16 protein-coding genes are annotated in these 16,494 nt (G+C 56.3%); 12 read left to right on the top strand and 4 right to left on the bottom strand.

Annotation, left to right across the window (positions count from 1 at the left end; all coding sequences use genetic code 11):
- The first annotated feature begins 276 nt into the window (after nucleotides 1-276).
- From RCH91_RS13905 to RCH91_RS13895, 3 genes are all read left to right on the top strand, one after another.
- Nucleotides 277-1,845, top strand: coding sequence for a cytochrome C (locus RCH91_RS13905; protein WP_306535567.1), 1,569 nt, complete (start codon nucleotides 277-279; stop codon nucleotides 1,843-1,845).
- 62 nt (nucleotides 1,846-1,907) lie between these two features.
- On the top strand, nucleotides 1,908-2,351 hold the full coding sequence (locus RCH91_RS13900) for a hypothetical protein (protein WP_306535566.1): 444 nt from the start codon (nucleotides 1,908-1,910) through the stop codon (nucleotides 2,349-2,351).
- Nucleotides 2,352-2,416: 65 nt separating this feature from the next.
- Complete coding sequence (locus RCH91_RS13895; protein WP_306535565.1) at nucleotides 2,417-2,644, top strand: hypothetical protein; 228 nt, start codon at nucleotides 2,417-2,419, stop codon at nucleotides 2,642-2,644.
- Nucleotides 2,645-2,811: 167 nt separating this feature from the next.
- Here the strand turns inward: RCH91_RS13895 and RCH91_RS13890 are convergent, their stop codons facing one another.
- Nucleotides 2,812-3,387, bottom strand: a complete 576-nt coding sequence (locus tag RCH91_RS13890) for an OmpH family outer membrane protein (protein ID WP_306535564.1) — start codon at nucleotides 3,385-3,387, stop codon at nucleotides 2,812-2,814.
- Nucleotides 3,388-3,740: 353 nt separating this feature from the next.
- On the opposite strand from RCH91_RS13890, the gene RCH91_RS13885 reads away from it, so the two are divergent.
- From RCH91_RS13885 to gpmA, 4 genes are all read left to right on the top strand, one after another.
- Nucleotides 3,741-5,249, top strand: coding sequence for a TolC family protein (locus tag RCH91_RS13885; protein WP_306535563.1), 1,509 nt, complete (start codon nucleotides 3,741-3,743; stop codon nucleotides 5,247-5,249).
- A gap of 49 nt (nucleotides 5,250-5,298) precedes the next feature.
- A complete protein-coding gene (locus RCH91_RS13880; RefSeq protein ID WP_306535562.1) occupies nucleotides 5,299-6,507 on the top strand; it encodes an efflux RND transporter periplasmic adaptor subunit in 1,209 nt (402 codons plus the stop codon).
- Nucleotides 6,504-9,617: an efflux RND transporter permease subunit gene (locus RCH91_RS13875; protein ID WP_306535561.1), complete on the top strand. Its 3,114-nt coding sequence runs from the start codon at nucleotides 6,504-6,506 to the stop codon at nucleotides 9,615-9,617. Before RCH91_RS13880 ends, RCH91_RS13875 begins: the two co-directional genes overlap by 4 nt.
- A gap of 86 nt (nucleotides 9,618-9,703) precedes the next feature.
- A complete protein-coding gene (gene gpmA / locus RCH91_RS13870) occupies nucleotides 9,704-10,447 on the top strand; it encodes a 2,3-diphosphoglycerate-dependent phosphoglycerate mutase (RefSeq protein WP_306535560.1) in 744 nt (247 codons plus the stop codon).
- Nucleotides 10,448-10,485: 38 nt separating this feature from the next.
- Here the strand turns inward: gpmA and RCH91_RS13865 are convergent, their stop codons facing one another.
- The 3 genes from RCH91_RS13865 to RCH91_RS13855 form a co-directional block, all read right to left on the bottom strand.
- Nucleotides 10,486-11,178: an A/G-specific adenine glycosylase gene (locus RCH91_RS13865; protein WP_306535618.1), complete on the bottom strand. Its 693-nt coding sequence runs from the start codon at nucleotides 11,176-11,178 to the stop codon at nucleotides 10,486-10,488.
- A 161-nt stretch (nucleotides 11,179-11,339) separates the two neighbouring features.
- The gene (locus RCH91_RS13860; RefSeq protein WP_306535559.1) at nucleotides 11,340-11,744 is read right to left on the bottom strand and encodes a CoA-binding protein; all 405 of its coding nucleotides are present in this window, start codon (nucleotides 11,742-11,744) and stop codon (nucleotides 11,340-11,342) included.
- Between the two features lie 38 nt (nucleotides 11,745-11,782).
- On the bottom strand, nucleotides 11,783-12,151 hold the full coding sequence (locus RCH91_RS13855; protein ID WP_306535558.1) for a hypothetical protein: 369 nt from the start codon (nucleotides 12,149-12,151) through the stop codon (nucleotides 11,783-11,785).
- A 161-nt stretch (nucleotides 12,152-12,312) separates the two neighbouring features.
- Here RCH91_RS13855 and queD point away from each other — a divergent pair, with 161 nt between their 5' ends.
- From queD to RCH91_RS13830, 5 genes are all read left to right on the top strand, one after another.
- Nucleotides 12,313-12,681, top strand: a complete 369-nt coding sequence (gene queD, locus RCH91_RS13850; protein WP_306535557.1) for a 6-carboxytetrahydropterin synthase QueD — start codon at nucleotides 12,313-12,315, stop codon at nucleotides 12,679-12,681.
- On the top strand, nucleotides 12,674-13,426 hold the full coding sequence (locus tag RCH91_RS13845) for a 7-carboxy-7-deazaguanine synthase QueE (protein WP_306535556.1): 753 nt from the start codon (nucleotides 12,674-12,676) through the stop codon (nucleotides 13,424-13,426). The genes queD and RCH91_RS13845 overlap by 8 nt, the downstream gene beginning before the upstream one ends.
- A gap of 17 nt (nucleotides 13,427-13,443) precedes the next feature.
- Nucleotides 13,444-14,163, top strand: a complete 720-nt coding sequence (locus tag RCH91_RS13840; protein WP_306535555.1) for a creatininase family protein — start codon at nucleotides 13,444-13,446, stop codon at nucleotides 14,161-14,163.
- 68 nt (nucleotides 14,164-14,231) lie between these two features.
- Nucleotides 14,232-14,693: an MbcA/ParS/Xre antitoxin family protein gene (locus tag RCH91_RS13835; protein ID WP_306535554.1), complete on the top strand. Its 462-nt coding sequence runs from the start codon at nucleotides 14,232-14,234 to the stop codon at nucleotides 14,691-14,693.
- Nucleotides 14,693-15,379 carry an RES family NAD+ phosphorylase gene (locus tag RCH91_RS13830; RefSeq protein WP_306535553.1) on the top strand — a complete coding sequence of 229 codons (687 nt, stop codon included), beginning with the start codon at nucleotides 14,693-14,695 and terminating at the stop codon, nucleotides 15,377-15,379. Before RCH91_RS13835 ends, RCH91_RS13830 begins: the two co-directional genes overlap by 1 nt.
- Nucleotides 15,380-16,494: the final 1,115 nt, after the last annotated feature.

Raw genomic sequence — 16,494 nt, 5'->3', positions numbered from 1 at the left:
ATGTTCAAGAGTTTGGGGGTAGTTCATCCTGGGTTTGGTAAGGGGGAGATAATGTTTTCGGTCCGTTGCATACCTGACAAGCCGATATAAACTTGCACAGTAAACTGTCTTGGAAGACGCAGACTGGGTGGGTGGAGGGAGTCGAACCCGCGTCCGAAAGTATTGATCAATATTGCAGAAGGGAGGTGAGGGAAAGGAGGTTTCTGATGATCACGTCTGGCCAGAAAGGCCGTACAAACTCCTAGGGCAGGAGCTGTATTTTCAAGGAGGACAACCGTGAAAAAAATAGTCTCAAGCATTGCGGCTTTAATTGCCGTGCTGTTAGTCTCTGCGGGTGCAGGTTTCGCAAAACACAAACAGGATGCGGCAGAGGGACGCGACATCTGGTTCAAGAGTACTTTCGGTGGTGAGCGTTTTTTCAGCCTTATCCTGCCTAATCCGCCGTTCAGTCTCCCGCTTGGTTTCGACCAAATGCTGACCTGGCCCCGCGACACCCGTTTCGACGAGTTTGGGGTTATCAATGACCCGGACTGCACTCCGGGTGACGCCTCGACCGGCTACTTCGACCGATGCGCCGACCCAGAGTCCGCGGGCGTCATCGGAATCCGCAAGTTCCCCAATCCGTCAGGGGGGCCTCCACTCATCGGCGTTACCTGCGCCGCCTGTCATGCCGGGTTTGATCCCAATCATCCCCCCGTTGATCCGAACCATCCGAAGGCGGAAAACATTCACCCGACCATAGGAAACCAGTTTGTGCAGATCGGAAAGATTTTCAAAGCCCACCTCTCGCCCCACGATCCCCGATACCAGGTGTTTAACAGTTGGGCTCCCGGCACGGTGGACACGACAGTTCTGGAAAACGACCACATCAACAATCCGGGGATGATTACGCCGATATGGGCTGTTCCGGACCGTCCGTTCTTCGATGTGACCCATGACGGCGTGCCTCTTAGTGTCCATCGCAACGGACAGGGGGGTGAGGATGATGCCGGCTGCGAAACAGCGGCACTCCGCGTCTATTTCAACATCGGCATGTGCGCTGCGGAGTGCATGGTCGGGCATCTGGCCAACGGCCCCGACGGGAGTCAGACGCCCATCGATCTTGCCGAGTGCCGGAATGTCTGCCCCGATCTGTTGGAGGCCGAGGCGTCCGTCGGGAAGCTCTGTGCCTTTCTCCAGACACCCCGTTCTCCCCGGTTGGTGACCGCCCCGGGCGGCCCTCAGTTTGTCGATTGGAAGGTTGTCCAAAAGGGGGAAAAAGTCTTCTTCAGCGCTTGCGGATCGTGCCACTCTGATGGCGATCGTTCCGTGAAACACAACACTCTTACCGACGACCTGATCCACCCGTATTCGGAAATCGGCACGAACAGCTGCCGGGCCCACACAACTAACTGGATGGAGGGGCACATCTGGGCAGCCTTCTCATCGGACCAATACAAGGAACGGCCCACCGGCGGCCCCGGTTTCTACCGTGATATGCCCCTGGTCGGCATTTGGGCCACCGCTCCGTTCTTCCACAATGACAGGCTGGGTCCCAATACAGGTGACCCGTCAGTCGCCGGACGAATCGCAGCCTATGAAACTGCGATGGACCTGCTTCTTAACCCTGAAAAGCGCGATGAAGCCGGTTCCATCCTGCGTACCGATGATTTCGTGCAACTGCCGACCCCGACCGGTGTCGTGACGCTTCCAGCCGGGACTCCCGTTGCGCAGTTCGCCAATATCGAGCCAGGCAGCGGCGACAATCTCTGCCCGGATCTCATGGAAAACCAGGGGCACTATTTCGGGGCTGACCTTTCGGCAGAAGACAAGTATGCGCTGACGGAATTCTTGAAGACGCGTTGATTTCTTCTATCGGCAGATGTTGCCACAACTTGAGGATTATTATTGAGGAAAGGAGGATGACCATGAAATTGCTGAAACTTATCTGCTTGTGTTGTGCGCTGGCCTTAGTGGGGGCAACAGTGGGAACTTACCTTGACGCGAGTGCAACCGAAGAGAAGCCCTTGTCTGATGCCAGTGTAAATCTTAAGGAGATGCCTCTCTTGAAGGGAGAAACATGGCAGGCCATGACTTCTGGTGAAAAGATTGCCTTCATCTGGGGTATCGGGCATGTCGTGACGATGGAACGTGAAGTTGAGGGAAAACGGCCAGAATTGAAAAAAGCAGGACTCGCCTCGAAGATGGCGGAGGGTTTGGCTGGAATGCCTATGACTGAGATTGTCTCTATGATCGACAAATACTATACAGACAATCCCGGATCGCTTTCAGATCCTGTAATGAAGGTTCTTTGGGACAAAATTGTCAAGCCGAGAATAAAGGCCGGTTTTTACGATGAAATCAAAGAATAGAAATGATGATTATCAGACATCGTCAGAAGGTTTATGTCGTGGCGTTGATAGAAAGGAGATGTCTTATGAAACTTAATAAATTTGTCGCTATAGCTGCCTTGGTTTCGGTAACGGCAGGGTGCGCCGGGATGTCGCAAACCGAGCAGCGCACGTTGAGCGGAGGTGCAATTGGTGCCGCAGGCGGGGCCCTTCTTACCGGGATAGCAGGGGGGAATGCCGCGGTTGGAGCTACTCTCGGCGGCGCAGCAGGAGCTCTTACCGGCTATATTCTTGGTGAATCGAAGAAAAAATAAAGAGACCTCCAAAATCCAGTCATCCAACTCTTACGTTTTGGAGCGAATGAGTTTATTGAGTTTGGGGGCTCCTGCCTTGGGTGCCCCCTTAATTTCACCATCGTTTCTCATCTACGACATTCAAGGATTTGAAGCATAAAGCAGGTCAGCTGTTAAGGGTAGAAAGCTTAACGAATATTTTCTATTATATCTTCAGTCACATCCCTCAGTTCCACCATGTCACCCAGATAGAGCAGGTCCCGTTTCGGCACAATTGCGGCAAAACCGTTGGCTTTTCCGTACTCGTCCGCGGCCTTCTGGATGGCCTTGATCATGGACTCGCTCAATTCGCTCTCCATTTTCCGCATCTCTTTTTCGGCGCCCTGCGCAAACTTCTGATATTCCCCCACCTTCTTCTCCAGCTCCTTTATCTTTGCCTGCCGTTGCTGCGGGGAGAGGGCAGGAAGCTTCGTTTCGATATCCTTCTTCATGGTTTCGAGTTTTTTCTGCCGGGCGGTAATCTGGGAGCGGTATTTCTCGGTCTTATCCTTTAACCTGGCGTTTGCCGCCTTGCCGGGGGCCGAGTCGCTGGCTATCTTCGAGATGTCCACAGAGCCGATTTTCACGGTCGACTGTGACTGCAGCGTTTCAGTGGCCTTAGGCGGCTCGCTGGCTGGTTGGGGTTCGATCTTTGGCAGCTCTTCTGCCATGGCGGAAAAGGAAAAGATGCAGGCGAGAAGGACAAGGATGGCAATTGGTTTCATAGGAGCACCTCTGTGAGATAGATGTGTTATCTGCTGGAACAAAACGAAGATACGCTGTTTGCATAAACCAGGCAAACAAAACCGTGTGTTGCGCTTGTTTCGGGGCCATGAAGAAGGACCAATAATGCGCCCGCGAAGTAGGAGAACTGTTAAAACTTTCGCCTTGACAGGGTGTGTATTTTAGTGAACATAGCTTCGAGGAATCGCTGCATCATCGATGCTGGCGGGGTGGAAAATATTTTTTCAACGTTTTGCGGGGTTCCTCGTTTACTTGACAATGGATGAAGAATAATCTGTTTTTGCCGGAAGAGGGCACAACCCTGCTTCGACGGCTTTTGAGGAGGAATTGACCAATGAAACGGATGTGTGCTGCCCTGTGCCTCTGTCTTGCCGCGGTGCCCGCTTTGGCTGAGGAGGGCCGGATATCCCTGACCCTCGCGGAGGCCGTCAGGAGTGCTGTTGAAAGGAATCTCGATGTTAAGGCCGAGCTCTACAACCCGGCCATGGCCGAGGCGGATGTCAGGAAGAACAAGGGGATTTACAACCCGCGGCTCACCCTCGATACCGCATTCGACTATTCAGAAACTGAAGCGGTAAGCGCGTTCCAGACGGGTTCTGCGATCAACAGGAACAGCCAATTCACGATCAATCCGGGGATCAACCAACTCATCCCGTTCGGCGGCACTGTCGGCCTCACCTTCAATAATGCCTACAACAAGAACAATGCATCTTCGGAACGACTCTTCCTCAACGAATACTGGAATTCTGACGTCTCCCTCAGCATTTCGCAGCCGCTGCTCAAGAACTTCGGCAGGGAGCCGACCGAACTGGGCATCATGGTGGCCATGGGGAACAAGGACGGCTCCACCGAGCGGTTCAAGACAAAGCTGCTGGACACGGTGGCCCGGGTTCGGACCGAGTACTACCGGCTTTACCTCTTGCGGGAGGAACTTGAGGTGAAGCGTACGTCCCTCGATCTTGCCCGCAAGATTCTCAGCGATACGCAAGCGCGGGTAAAGGCGGGGGTCCTTCCTGCCATGGAGATCCTCAACGCTGAATTCGGCGTGGCGAGCAGGGAGAAGGATCTGAACGACGCCGAGAGGGCGGTGCTCAATCAAAACGATTTCCTGCGGGTATTGCTTCAGCTTCCCATGCAGGGAGAGATCATCCCGACCGACGTACCGACAAGGGACCCTTTCCAGACCAATCAGGAGGAGTTGGTCAGGCGTGCCCTGGAAATCCGCCCGGAACTGCTGGAGCAGCGGAGCAACCTGCGTACCAGCGAACTCCAGATGAAGGTCGCCCACAACCGGACGCTTCCCGACCTGAACCTCAATTCCAGTCTTGCCCTCACCGGGATCGACAGCAAATACAGGCGTGACGTGGAGAAAGTGGGTTCTGCCGACTACCCCGTCTGGAGCGTGGGGCTCACGTTCGAGTATCCTCTCGGCAACGATGCGGCACGGAATGAGTACATCAGGAGCAGGCTCCAGGTGGAGCAGATCAGGACCCAGATCAGAAGCCTCGAGTCGAACGTGGAAAACGATGTGAAGATAGCCATTCGCGCCATTAAGACCAACTTCAAGCAGATCGAGGTCACCGACCGGGGCAAGGCGTTTGCCGAGGAGCGGCTTCGCTCATTTATCAGGAAGAACGAGGTGGGGCTCGCCACTACCAGGGATGTGCTCGATGTCGAGAACGACCTGGCAACGGCAAAGGACAACCAGATCAAGGCACTGGTGGGATATTCCGAAGCCATAACCCAACTCTGGCGCGTAACCGGCGATCTTCTGGAAAAACTGGGAATAACGGTTACTGAAATGGATGGCGATAGTCTCTATGCGCAACACGCCCGCCAGTGACCGTTCCATATCCGGTAAACGCCTGTCACCCGCTTCGGAGTCAACTGTAATGACGATGCTTTCCGCTACATCTGGCGGCCGAAGACCGCTCATCCATTTTCTGTGCTCCCCTGCGGGAGTTAAGGTCCTTGTACTGCTGATTCCGCTGGTGTTTGGCGCCTGTGCAAAGAAGGAGCAGAAACCGAAAGCCAAGCCGCCGGTGCCGGTTGCGCTTGCCACGGTCGAGCGGAAAACCATTCCGGTCCAGATCAAGGCCATCGGCAACGTGGAACCCTACGCCACCGTGGCGGTCAAGGCCCAGGTGAGCGGCGAGGTGCTGAAGGTCCATTTCTCCGAGGGGCAGGATGCGAAAAGGGGGGACCTTCTCTTTACCATCGACCCGCGCACCTATCAGGCTGCGTTGAGGAAGGCCGAGGCCAACCTCTCCCGCAACCGGGTTCAGGCCCGGAACGCCCGACAGGACGCGGAACGGTACGCCCAACTGGTGAAGGACGGCATCGTCACCCAGGAGCAGTACGAACAGTACCGGACCAGGGCCGAGGCCTTTGCCGCCGACGTGGCCGCCGACCTGGCCGCCGTGGAGAACGCGAAGGTGGAGCTTTCCTACTGCTCCATCCGCTCCCGCACCGGGAATCTGGCGGTCCACGCGGGGAACATCGTCAAGGCCAACGAGAACCCTCCTTTGGTCACCATCAACCAGATAACGCCGGTCTACGTGACGTTCTCCATCCCCGAAAAGGACCTCTCCGAGATCAAGCGCCGCATGGCAGGGGGTAAGCTGGCGGTGGAGGCGACCATTCCCAACGATAACGGCCCGACGGAACAAGGGATCATCAGCTTCCTCGATAACACCGTCGATATGGCCACCGGCACCATAAAGCTCAAGGGGACCTTCGAGAACAGGGGACGGCGCCTCTGGCCAGGGCAGTTCGCCAACGTGGTCGTGACCCTCTCGGCCCGGCCCGATGCCGTCGTGGTACCGACCCAGGCGCTCCAGACCGGCCAGAGCGGCCCTTACGTTTTCGTGGTGAAGGCCGACTCCTCCGTGGAGATCCGTCCGGTGACCCCGGGCATTGCCCACGAAGGGTTCACCATCATTGAGCAGGGGCTTGCGCCGGGCGAAACCGTGGTGACCGACGGACAGATGCGGCTCACCCCCAATGCCAAGGTGATGGAAAAGCAGAGACCGGGGGGCGGGGACCAGGGACCAGCAAAATCCGGGCAGGCTACCGGCCAGTCTCCGGGTAGCCATCCATGAACATAGCCGAAATCTTCATCCGGCGGCCGGTCATGACGAGCCTCGTCATGCTGGCCGTCATGCTTTTCGGTCTCATCGCCTACAACAAGCTGCCGGTCAACGACCTCCCCACCGTCGACTACCCCACCATCCAGGTCTCCGCCAGCCTCCCCGGCGCCAACCCCGACACCATGGCCTCGTCGGTGGCGCTCCCCCTGGAGCGGGAGTTCTCCACCATCGCCGGCGTGGACTCCATGACCTCCACCAACGGTCTCGGTTCATCCCGCATCACCATCAAATTTACCCTTGACCGCGACATCGACGCCGCGGCCCAGGATGTCCAGGCGGCCATCTCCCGGGCCCAGCGCCAGCTCCCCCAGGACATGCCGGCGCCGCCGTCGTTCCAGAAGGTGAATCCGGCTGACCAGGCGGTCCTCTACCTGGCCCTCAGTTCGCCCACGCTTCCCCTTTCCACGGTCCACGAGTACGCCGACACCATGATCGCCCAGCGGATCTCCATGGTCAACGGCGTGGCCTCGGTGCAGATTAACGGCGCCCAGAAGTACGCGGTGCGGGTACAGGTGGATCCCAAGGCCCTTGCGGCCCGCAAGATCGGCATCGACGAGGTGGCCCAGGCCCTGGAGCGGGGTAACGTGAACCTCCCCACCGGTACGCTGGAGGGGAGGCACGAGGCCCTCACCATCCAGACCAGCGGCCAGCTCTATACCGCCAGGGAATACGAGCCGCTCATCGTCGCCTACCGCAACGGCTCGCCGGTCCGCCTCAGAGAGATCGGCACGGTCATCGACAGCGTGGAGAACGACAAGATAGCCGGCTGGTACAAGCAGACCCGCGCCATCGTCCTCGCCATCCAGCGCCAGCCCGGCACCAACACCATCGAGGTGGTGAGCCGGATCAAGGAACTGATCCCGCACTTCCGCTCCCAGCTCCCCGCATCGGTGGAGCTGAACATCCTTTTCGACCGGACCGAGGGGATCAAGGAGTCGGTTGCCGACGTGAAGTTCACCATGATGCTCACCATCTGCCTGGTGATCCTGGTGATTTTCCTTTTTCTGCGGAACCTGCCGGCCACGGTAATTCCGAGCCTTGCGCTCCCGCTCTCCATCGTCGGCGCCTTTGCGGCCATGTACCTGATGGGGTTCTCGGTCAACAACATCACCCTCATGGCTCTGACCCTCTCGGTGGGCTTCGTGGTGGACGACGCCATTGTCATGCTGGAGAACATCGTCCGGCACCTGGAGAAGGGTGAGAACCCCATGGAGGCTTCACTCCGGGGCGCCCGGGAGATCGGCTTCACCATCGTCTCCATGACGATTTCCCTGGTGGCGGTCTTCATCCCGGTACTCTTCATGAAGGGGATGCTGGGACGGCTCCTCCACGAATTTGCCGTCACCATCAGCCTGGCGATCCTCATCTCCGGCTTCGTCTCCCTCTCGCTGACCCCCATGCTCTGCAGCCGCTTCCTCCGCCCCCACGGCGAGAAGAACCACGGCCGGTTCTATAATTTCATGGAGCGGTTCTTCGACGGCATGTACCGCTTTTATGAAGTGACCCTAGGCCAAGTCCTGAGGCTTCGCCGGACGGTGCTTATTGGCACGCTCGTTATGACAGTCCTCACCGTGTGGCTCTTCACGAAGGTCCCCACGGGCCTGCTGCCCAGCGACGACATCGGCGCCATCTTCGCCATGACTGAGGGGGCCCAGGGAATCTCCTTCGAGGAGATGAAGGCGAAGCAGCAGCAGCTGGCGGCCATCGTGCTCCAGGACCCGAACGTGGAGGCGTTCATGTCGTCGGCGGGGGCAGGGGGGAACCGGGTGTCGTCCAACTCGGGCTTCATGTTCATCAAGCTCAAGCCCCGCCACGAACGGAAGCTGAACGCCGACCAAGTCATCCAGCAGCTGCGGCCAAAGGTGATGGGGGTGCCGGGAATCCTCATGTTCCTCCAGAACCCGCCGCCAATCCGGCTTGAGGCCAGGCTGGCGAAAAGCCAGTACCAGTTCGTGCTCCAGAGCCCCGACACCGAGGACCTCTACGCCCGAGCGGCCGAGCTGGAGGTAAAGCTGAAGCAGGTGCCGCTGCTCCTTGACGTGACGAGCGACCTTCAGCTCCAGAATCCCCAGGTTCAGCTGGACATCGATCGGGACAAGGCGTCGGCCCTCGGCATCACCGCCCACCAGGTGGAGGACGCCCTGTATTACGCCTACGGTTCGCGGCAGGTTTCCACCATCTTCGCCCCCAACAACCAGTACAAGGTCATTCTGGAGTTGGAACCCCGGTACCAGATCGATCCGGCGGCCCTCTCCATGCTGTACATACGCTCCCAGAAAGGCGATCTGGTTCCCCTCAATACCCTGGCCAGCCTGCGGCGCACCCTCGGTCCCCTGTCGGTGAACCATCTGGGGCAGATTCCCGCGGTTACCATTTCCTTCAACCTGCGGCCCGACACTCCCCTGAGCGAGGCGGTGGCAGCCATCGACAAGGTGAGCCGCGAAACCCTTCCCGCCACGTTCACCACGAGCTTCCAGGGGGTTGCCCAGGCCTACCAGCAGTCCACCACGGGGCTCACGGTCCTGATTATCATGGCGATCGTGGTGATTTACATCGTCCTCGGCATCCTCTACGAGAGTTACATCCATCCGATCACCATTCTGTCGGGACTTCCCTCCGCCGGTTTCGGGGCGCTCATCACCCTCATGCTCTTCGGCAAGGAGCTGAACCTCTACGGCTTCGTAGGCCTCATCATGCTGATCGGCATCGTCAAGAAGAACGCCATCATGATGATCGACTTCGCCCTGGAGGCCCAGCGCAGCGAAGGGAAGCCCCCCCTGGAGGCGATCCACCAGGGGGCCCTCGTCCGTTTCCGTCCCATCATGATGACCACCATGGCGGCCCTCATGGGGACCCTCCCCATCGCCCTCGGGATTGGGGCAGGAGCCGAGGCACGGCGTACGTTAGGTCTCGCGGTTGTGGGGGGGCTTGTCGTATCACAGCTACTGACCCTCTACATCACGCCGGTCATCTACTATTATATGGATCGCATGCAGGAGTGGGTGAAGACCCGTCTGGGCACCGGGCGGAACTCGGGAAAGGAGCGGGAGGCGAAAGCATAGGGGAGTTGCACAGAGCCGATGCCTGTATATACTTACTCAGTCAGACGAAACAGGCTGTAATTTCCGACTTCTGAGGGTACCTCATCATGAAAAAGCTCGTTCTGCTCCGCCACGGCGAAAGCACCTGGAACAGGGAGAACCGTTTCACCGGCTGGACCGATGTGGGTCTCAGCGAGAAGGGAATCGAGGAGGCAATCAGCGCGGGGCGCACACTGAAGAGGGAAGGGTTCGTCTTCGACGTGGCCTACACATCGGTCCTCAAGCGAGCCATCAAGACCCTCTGGCACGTCCTGGAAGAGATGGACCTCATGTGGATTCCGGAATACCGCCACTGGCGGCTGAACGAGCGTCACTACGGGGCGCTGCAGGGGCTCAACAAGGCAGAGACTGCCGAGCGGCACGGCATGGAGCAGGTTATGATCTGGCGCCGCAGCTACGATATCCCGCCGCCGGCCCTCACGGCGGACGATGAACGATTCCCCGGCAGAGATCCCCGCTATGCATCACTTTCACCCGAGGAGCTTCCCCTCACCGAATCCCTCAAGGATACGGTCGCCCGATTTCTCCCGTACTGGCACGAAACAATCGCCCCCGCTGTGCGCGAGGGGAAAAGGGTTCTCATTACCGCCCACGGAAACAGCCTGCGCGCCCTCGTGAAATACCTGGATCTGGTCTCCGAAACCGAGATCGTCAATCTCAATATTCCGACCGGCATCCCCCTTGTCTACGAGCTAACGGACAACCTGACACCCATCAGGAGTTACTATATGGGCGATCCTGACGAGGTGGCCAAGGCAAGCCGGATGGTGGCGGACCAGATAAAGAAGTAAGTATCCCATGGCGGCTGCGTCAATACCACTGTCCCTCGTCAGGCGATAAACAGCCGCCCCTTACGCCTCGCAATAAACCCTTCCCCTTCCATCTGCTGTAGGTTACTCAGTACGGTCTTCTGCGGTCTGTCTAGGTAAGCTGTTATTTCTTCAAGTGTTATACCTGGCTTATCCAGTACCGCTTTAAGTATCAGGCTCCTCAGCTCCCTATTGGATCCCTTAAAGAGACTCTGGACTGCGTGGTGGGCGCTACGCCGCGAAGGATTGCCGTGGAACCTCTTGAGGTGAACGCCGTAGTCCATGAGGGCATAATACCAATCGCGTGGATTGCCACGATCAAGGGTCCCTTCTACCAGCGGAGCAATCTCGCGGTCATGAACCTTTTCCGGTCCATGAAAAAAGTGATGGATGAAAACGGTTCTGATGTTGGTTTCGATGAATACGGAAGGAACAGAGAAGGCAAAGGCAGCAACGGCCCGGGCGGTATAGTGGCCTATGCCGGGGAGCTTTTCCAGTTCAGCGATGGAGGAGGGTAGGGTGCCGCCATGTTCTACCATGACCGCTTCGGCGCAACGCTTAAGATTGAGGGCCCGCCGGTTGTAGCCGAGCCCTTGCCAGGTGGCAAGAACCGCATCAAGGGGGGCTGCGGCAAGGGAACCGAAATCGGGGAACGCCGAAAGGAATGCTTCATACTTACCTGCCACCCTGTCGACCTGGGTCTGCTGAAGCATTACTTCGGAGACAAGGATGGCGTAGGGGTCGTGAGTCTCGCGCCACGGGAGGGTACGGCCGTGGCGGCGGTAGTGGCTGTAGACAATGTGGCGGAAGAGGGCGGCAGCCTCAGGGGTGAGTCCCCCGGAGCAATAGATATCCCTGAGGCGGTTCTCCGCGCTCAATGGTCGTGATAGCCGAGAACCACAAGAATGCAACTTCCGTCGGCAATCACGTTGATCCCGCTTCTCCGGCACGCCTCGACGGCAGCATCGCTTTCGGCTCCCGGCTGCATCCAGACGTTTTTTATCCCCTTGCTGGCAGCCATTTCAACCACCTGTTCGGTGATCTTGGGCGGGGTAATTACCGATATGCTCGTCACATCGTCGGGAAGTTCCATGACGCCCGGCACACACGCAACACCCTCGATCTCCTGCTCCCTGGGATTTACCGGGATTACCCGCAAACCCTTCTGCTGGTAGCAGCGCAGCACCTTGTTGCCGTATTTGTGCCGGTCAATTGAAGCGCCGACAACGCCAAAGGCCTTCGACTGGAAAAAGATATCTATCTGATCCTTGGTATTCATGGTCACCCTCCCGAGACGTCTTTGGAGAACAGTATCTGTCATTTCAGATGTTTTGCAACCAGCATCTCGATAAGTTCACCGATAGTCGTTCGTTTGTTCGCTGCGGCAATCTTCAGCTTGAGATGGAGATCCTCGCGAATGTTTGCGGTGAGCCGCACATCCCCCTCAGGCACCTGACCAGATGTTGGTCGGGCTTGTGTCTTTGCTTTATTCTTGCTTTGGGATTTTTGTTCCGACTTCCTGGTAGTTGCTTTTTTAAGGGGGGCGGAACTCTCTGTGGCCTTTTTTACTGACCTGTGTTCTGCTTTCACCTCAAGTGGTTTCGCTTTCTTCTTGGCAGATTTCTCCTTTGAATTGGCTGGGCTTTCAAAGAGGGCCATCTGACCTTCAATCACGTCGCTACTCATATGCAGCCTCCTGACAATCAATACATTACAGTCTAAATTTAACCATACATACTTACCTGTGTAAACTGAAAGGTGGGGGAATTGGGGAGAGTTTTTGCAATTTAAGGTCTCCCATGGTACTATCCCACCGCTCAATCAAATCACTGTCAGGGGAACAGTCCATGTACAAACTCAAGATTCTTACCTCCTTCGCCGCTGCCCACTGCCTCATCAATTACCAGGGTGACTGTGAGAACCTCCACGGGCACAACTGGAAGGTAGAGGTGGCCGTCATGGCCCAGGAGCTCGACAAGGCAGGTCTGGGGATCGATTTCAAGATTCTCAAGCAGGAGACGAACGGACTATTGCGAACCCTTGACCACAAGTACCTGAATGATCTGGACCCTTTCCGCGATATTTCCCCCTCGTCGGAGAACATTTCCCGCTACCTTTACGAGGAGCTTTCGAAGCGTCTCAATGATGGTAACATCAAGGTTGAAAGCATAACCGTCTGGGAGTCGGACAACGCCGCTGCCACCTATTATGAGTAAGCCGACCGCGGAACTCGCTGAAATTTTCTCATCGGTCCAGGGTGAGGGGATGCTGATTGGCCTGCGTCAGATTTTCGTCCGCTTCCGCGGCTGCAACCTCACCTGCGACTACTGCGACACCCCCACCGAATGCACCGCTGAGCCCTGTCTCATCGAGCAGACGCCAGGCAGACGCGATTTTGTTCCCACCCCGAACCCCATTTCCCTCGACCGCCTGACCGCGCTCATGGAAGGCTGGCACCGGGGATGGCCGGGGGTCCATCATTCCATAAGCCTCACCGGTGGAGAGCCTCTTCTGAGCCATGCTGTCCTTTCGGCGTGGCTTCCCGTCCTGAGAAATCTCCTTCCCGTGTACCTGGAAACCAATGGTGTCATGCACACCGTCCTTGGGCTTCTGATCGACCATATCGACATCATCGGCATGGATATCAAGATTCCCTCAACCTCGGGCTGCACCGGCCTGTGGGACGACCACCGGAGTTTTCTTCAAATTGCCGCCAGAAAGAATGTCTTTGTAAAAGTTATCGTAGGGGATGAAACGGAAGAATGGGAGATCATCCGCGCCAGTGAACTGATTGCCGCCATAAACAGCCATATTCCCCTCATCCTGCAACCCGTCACCGAATCTGGCGGAAGTGTCGGCATTAACCCCGTCAGGGCGCTGGAATTCCAGGAGATTGCCTGCCGCCACCTGGATGAAGTCCGCATAATCCCCCAGACCCACAAGTTCATGGCACAGCTGTAAGGGCAAACGGGAGCGACATGATCATCGAAACAATGACTATGGTCGAGTTCGAGGAGGGCCTGAAGCGCACCCAAACGGTTTTTATCCCGTTCGGGTCCGTTGAAGAACATGGCTCCCACCTGCCGCTTTCCACCGACACCATTCAGGCCTACGAAGTCGGCAAGAAGGCGGCCCAGCAGATTCCCCTCTTCGTGGTCCCGCCGATCCACTACGGCTCCTGCCGTTCCACATCATGCCATCCCGGCACCATCTCCATCACCACCGCAACCCTCAAGGCGCTCATGAAAGACATCGTCCGCTCTCTGTACGCCCAGGGGATGCGGAATATCGTCGTTCTCACCGGCCATGCAGGGGGCTCCCACCGCATGGCGCTTCAGGACGCCGGAGAGGAGCTTCTGCCGGAGATTCCCGACATCAGGATTGCGGTCGTCACCGAATATGAGCTTGCCAGCAGGGAAGGGAAGGGGATTATCGAGACGGAGGGCGATGCCCATGCCGGTGAGATAGAGACGTCGCGGATCATGCACACGCATCCGCATCTGGTGAAGGGTGCGGGAGAGCGGGAGTTCCCCTCATTCCCCACGGGAATTCTGGTCCGGAACAAGAGAAAATTCTGGCCGAATGGTGTCTGGGGCGATCCGACCAAGGCAACCGCTGAAAAGGGGAAATGCCTGGAAGAGCTGGTCGTGAAAAAGATAGTCGAACTGGTTACGGCACTCGAACAGTTTCAGGAGTGAGCAGGGGGCCAACAGACTTCTAATCCAGAATTACCGCACAGGTGCGTGTCGATAGCGGAGGCACGCTGTTGCATATTGAACATTCTTTGTGTATTATTGAACACAAAGAGAGGTGCTCCACGATGCTACTTACTCAGACTCGGCCTTCGGAAATTAACCTGCACAGCACGGAAGCCCGCAGTGCATTGGCCAAAATGATCATCAAGCTCTTTACCCGTTGGGAACTGTCGACTTCTGACCAGCTGGAATTATTGGGCCTTAGTCCAAAGAGCCGCGGGCTTCTCGCGAAATATGCGAAAGGGGAAGCTTTGCCGGAGGGGCGAGATTCCCTTGACCGGGTTGGCTTCCTGCTGGCGATCCATAAGTCGTTACGGTTGCTTTATCCATACAATCCTGAAATACGGTATTCCTGGGTGAACCGACGCAACACGGCATTCAATAATCTCACCCCTCTGACGGTTATGAAGGAACAGGGGATTATCGGGCTCGCCAGGGTCGCACGTTATCTTGATTATTACCGGGGACTCTAGTGAAGACCCTGTTTGTAAAAACCCACGATTTCCAGGGTGATGTGTTCCGGAATATTGTCTCTCTGCGTGAATCGGTCGACCTTTTTGACGATCTCACTGACGATGTGGGCCAAAGCCAGTACGCGACAATTGCTGAAGCAAGGGTTAAAGAAAGTATTCCTATTGGCCTGATTGATCGAGGTTTTCACTATACAACAGCCATAGATTACCCGTTCACCAAAGAACCCTATATGCTCTCGCGCTATGGGAACGGGACATTTGGTGTGTGGTATGGTTCTCTACAGTTAGAGGCCACCATCCATGAAACCGTCTATCACATGATGAGGGAGGAATCGAGGATTGAAGGGGTAACAGGGCGTCTTGTGAGGGAAAGGGCTGTCTATCTGGTCCGAGCCCGCGCTGTTCTCATAGACCTGATAGGAAAGGAAAAACGATATCCGGACCTTGTTTCCGATGATTACAGCTTCACGCAGCAAATTGCCGAGCGGTTGCAAAAAGAAGGGCATCCGGGATTGCTGGCGCCGTCAGCGCGGTGTCCCGGAGCGAACCTGGTAGCTTTCACTCCGAATATTTTAAACGATCCGCGGGTAAGCTGTTATCTTACTTATACCTATGATTATCAGACAAAGACTGTAGAGGTTGAGCGACAGCCTGGGGATGTCATTTTTCACCATCAGTTCTCTTGAGGCTGTCTCATCACTTGCTTGACCTCCGTCACCTCATGTACTTGACATAATATATCTTATGGGACGTAATTGTTGGATTTTGAGGACATTGACTTCCTGACAAGTCTGTTTATCTAAAAGTATTTACGAATTTGAAGTAAAAGTATTTACCCTGCCAAATTGATGTAGAATTCATCCTCCGGCATGCGTCACTGTCCTCACGAATAGCTGCAAAAGCTTCCCTCGTCGGTTTCTTATTCGTAGCAAGCTACCAGGCATCATTGCATCTGCTTGCCGAACAGTCGTTTGCTGATGACGTCGGTTGGTCTCGCTTGCCTTAAGAGTTTTGCTGGGCAAAGCCTTGTATGGCCACCAGTGAACTACTGGTGGCTGCGAATCGGACACTTCAACTGCCCAATACGGCAACAGTCTCCCAGATATCTGGGCGTCATCCCAGTTGTATTCCCCCCGCCGGTTCATCTCTTTGGCCAAGAGAACACATTCCTGAAAAGTCCAATAGCATTCTTGCGCGCAGACCCTGAACCTGAGCCAATTTCTTTCGAGTTCGTTTGTTAGCGACCCGTAATTTATCCCTCTATAATCCCAGACAAAGCAAGTCTTGCGCCTGTAGCCATACACTTTCATTTCCCAGTGCTTTCGCCAATACAGGTACGCAAACGCCCAAGGGCATAGTGGCAAGGTGTCGAGATGACCGGGTTCCCACCAGATCGATTTTGAAACCACGGACGCGCATTTGCCGTGGAAACCGCCGAGGAAGTTTTTGACGATGTGGCGCCGAACCGCCTTGTAGACCTTAGACATGTCATCATCTATGTCGTGATATGCTCCCTGAGCGGACATCGAACGATTATCGAGCTTTCCCCGGAGCTCGCTGGCCCGTTTCCGAATTGCTTCATCTGGACATTTTACCCAGCACCTTGCAGAGGCATGCACGGTTCCTCTTTTGCGCCTGAATCTGATCGGATCGGGAGGACTACTGAGGTGTCCTGTCAATAGTAGACACTCCCAACTCAAGCGGCGGCCGTGTTTGTGCAGAAGTTCAGGGCAAACACGGCCGGGGCCAGATAGCCAAGGCGCGAGTGGCGTCGTTGGCGGTTGTAGAATATCTCGATGTA

It is taken from the genome of Geobacter sp., from assembly GCF_030834625.1.
GTDB lineage: Bacteria > Desulfobacterota > Desulfuromonadia > Geobacterales > Geobacteraceae > Geobacter.
The sequence above is the reverse complement of the archived record's forward strand: the minus strand, read 5'-3'. Positions and strand labels throughout refer to the sequence as shown.

Excerpts from the sequence above, each read along its gene's own strand:
- RCH91_RS13840 (WP_306535555.1), top strand. The coding sequence starts at position 13,444 with ATGATCATCGAAACAATGACTATGGTCGAGTTCGAGGAGGGCCTGAAG.
- RCH91_RS13875 (WP_306535561.1), top strand. The coding sequence starts at position 6,504 with ATGAACATAGCCGAAATCTTCATCCGGCGGCCGGTCATGACGAGCCTC.
- gpmA (WP_306535560.1), top strand. The coding sequence starts at position 9,704 with ATGAAAAAGCTCGTTCTGCTCCGCCACGGCGAAAGCACCTGGAACAGG.
- RCH91_RS13845 (WP_306535556.1), top strand. The coding sequence starts at position 12,674 with ATGAGTAAGCCGACCGCGGAACTCGCTGAAATTTTCTCATCGGTCCAG.
- RCH91_RS13865 (WP_306535618.1), bottom strand. The coding sequence starts at position 11,178 with ATGCTTCAGCAGACCCAGGTCGACAGGGTGGCAGGTAAGTATGAAGCA.
- RCH91_RS13900 (WP_306535566.1), top strand. The coding sequence starts at position 1,908 with ATGAAATTGCTGAAACTTATCTGCTTGTGTTGTGCGCTGGCCTTAGTG.
- RCH91_RS13880 (WP_306535562.1), top strand. The coding sequence starts at position 5,299 with ATGACGATGCTTTCCGCTACATCTGGCGGCCGAAGACCGCTCATCCAT.
- RCH91_RS13885 (WP_306535563.1), top strand. The coding sequence starts at position 3,741 with ATGAAACGGATGTGTGCTGCCCTGTGCCTCTGTCTTGCCGCGGTGCCC.
- RCH91_RS13890 (WP_306535564.1), bottom strand. The coding sequence starts at position 3,387 with ATGAAACCAATTGCCATCCTTGTCCTTCTCGCCTGCATCTTTTCCTTT.
- RCH91_RS13860 (WP_306535559.1), bottom strand. The coding sequence starts at position 11,744 with ATGAATACCAAGGATCAGATAGATATCTTTTTCCAGTCGAAGGCCTTT.
- RCH91_RS13895 (WP_306535565.1), top strand. The coding sequence starts at position 2,417 with ATGAAACTTAATAAATTTGTCGCTATAGCTGCCTTGGTTTCGGTAACG.
- RCH91_RS13855 (WP_306535558.1), bottom strand. The coding sequence starts at position 12,151 with ATGAGTAGCGACGTGATTGAAGGTCAGATGGCCCTCTTTGAAAGCCCA.
- queD (WP_306535557.1), top strand. The coding sequence starts at position 12,313 with ATGTACAAACTCAAGATTCTTACCTCCTTCGCCGCTGCCCACTGCCTC.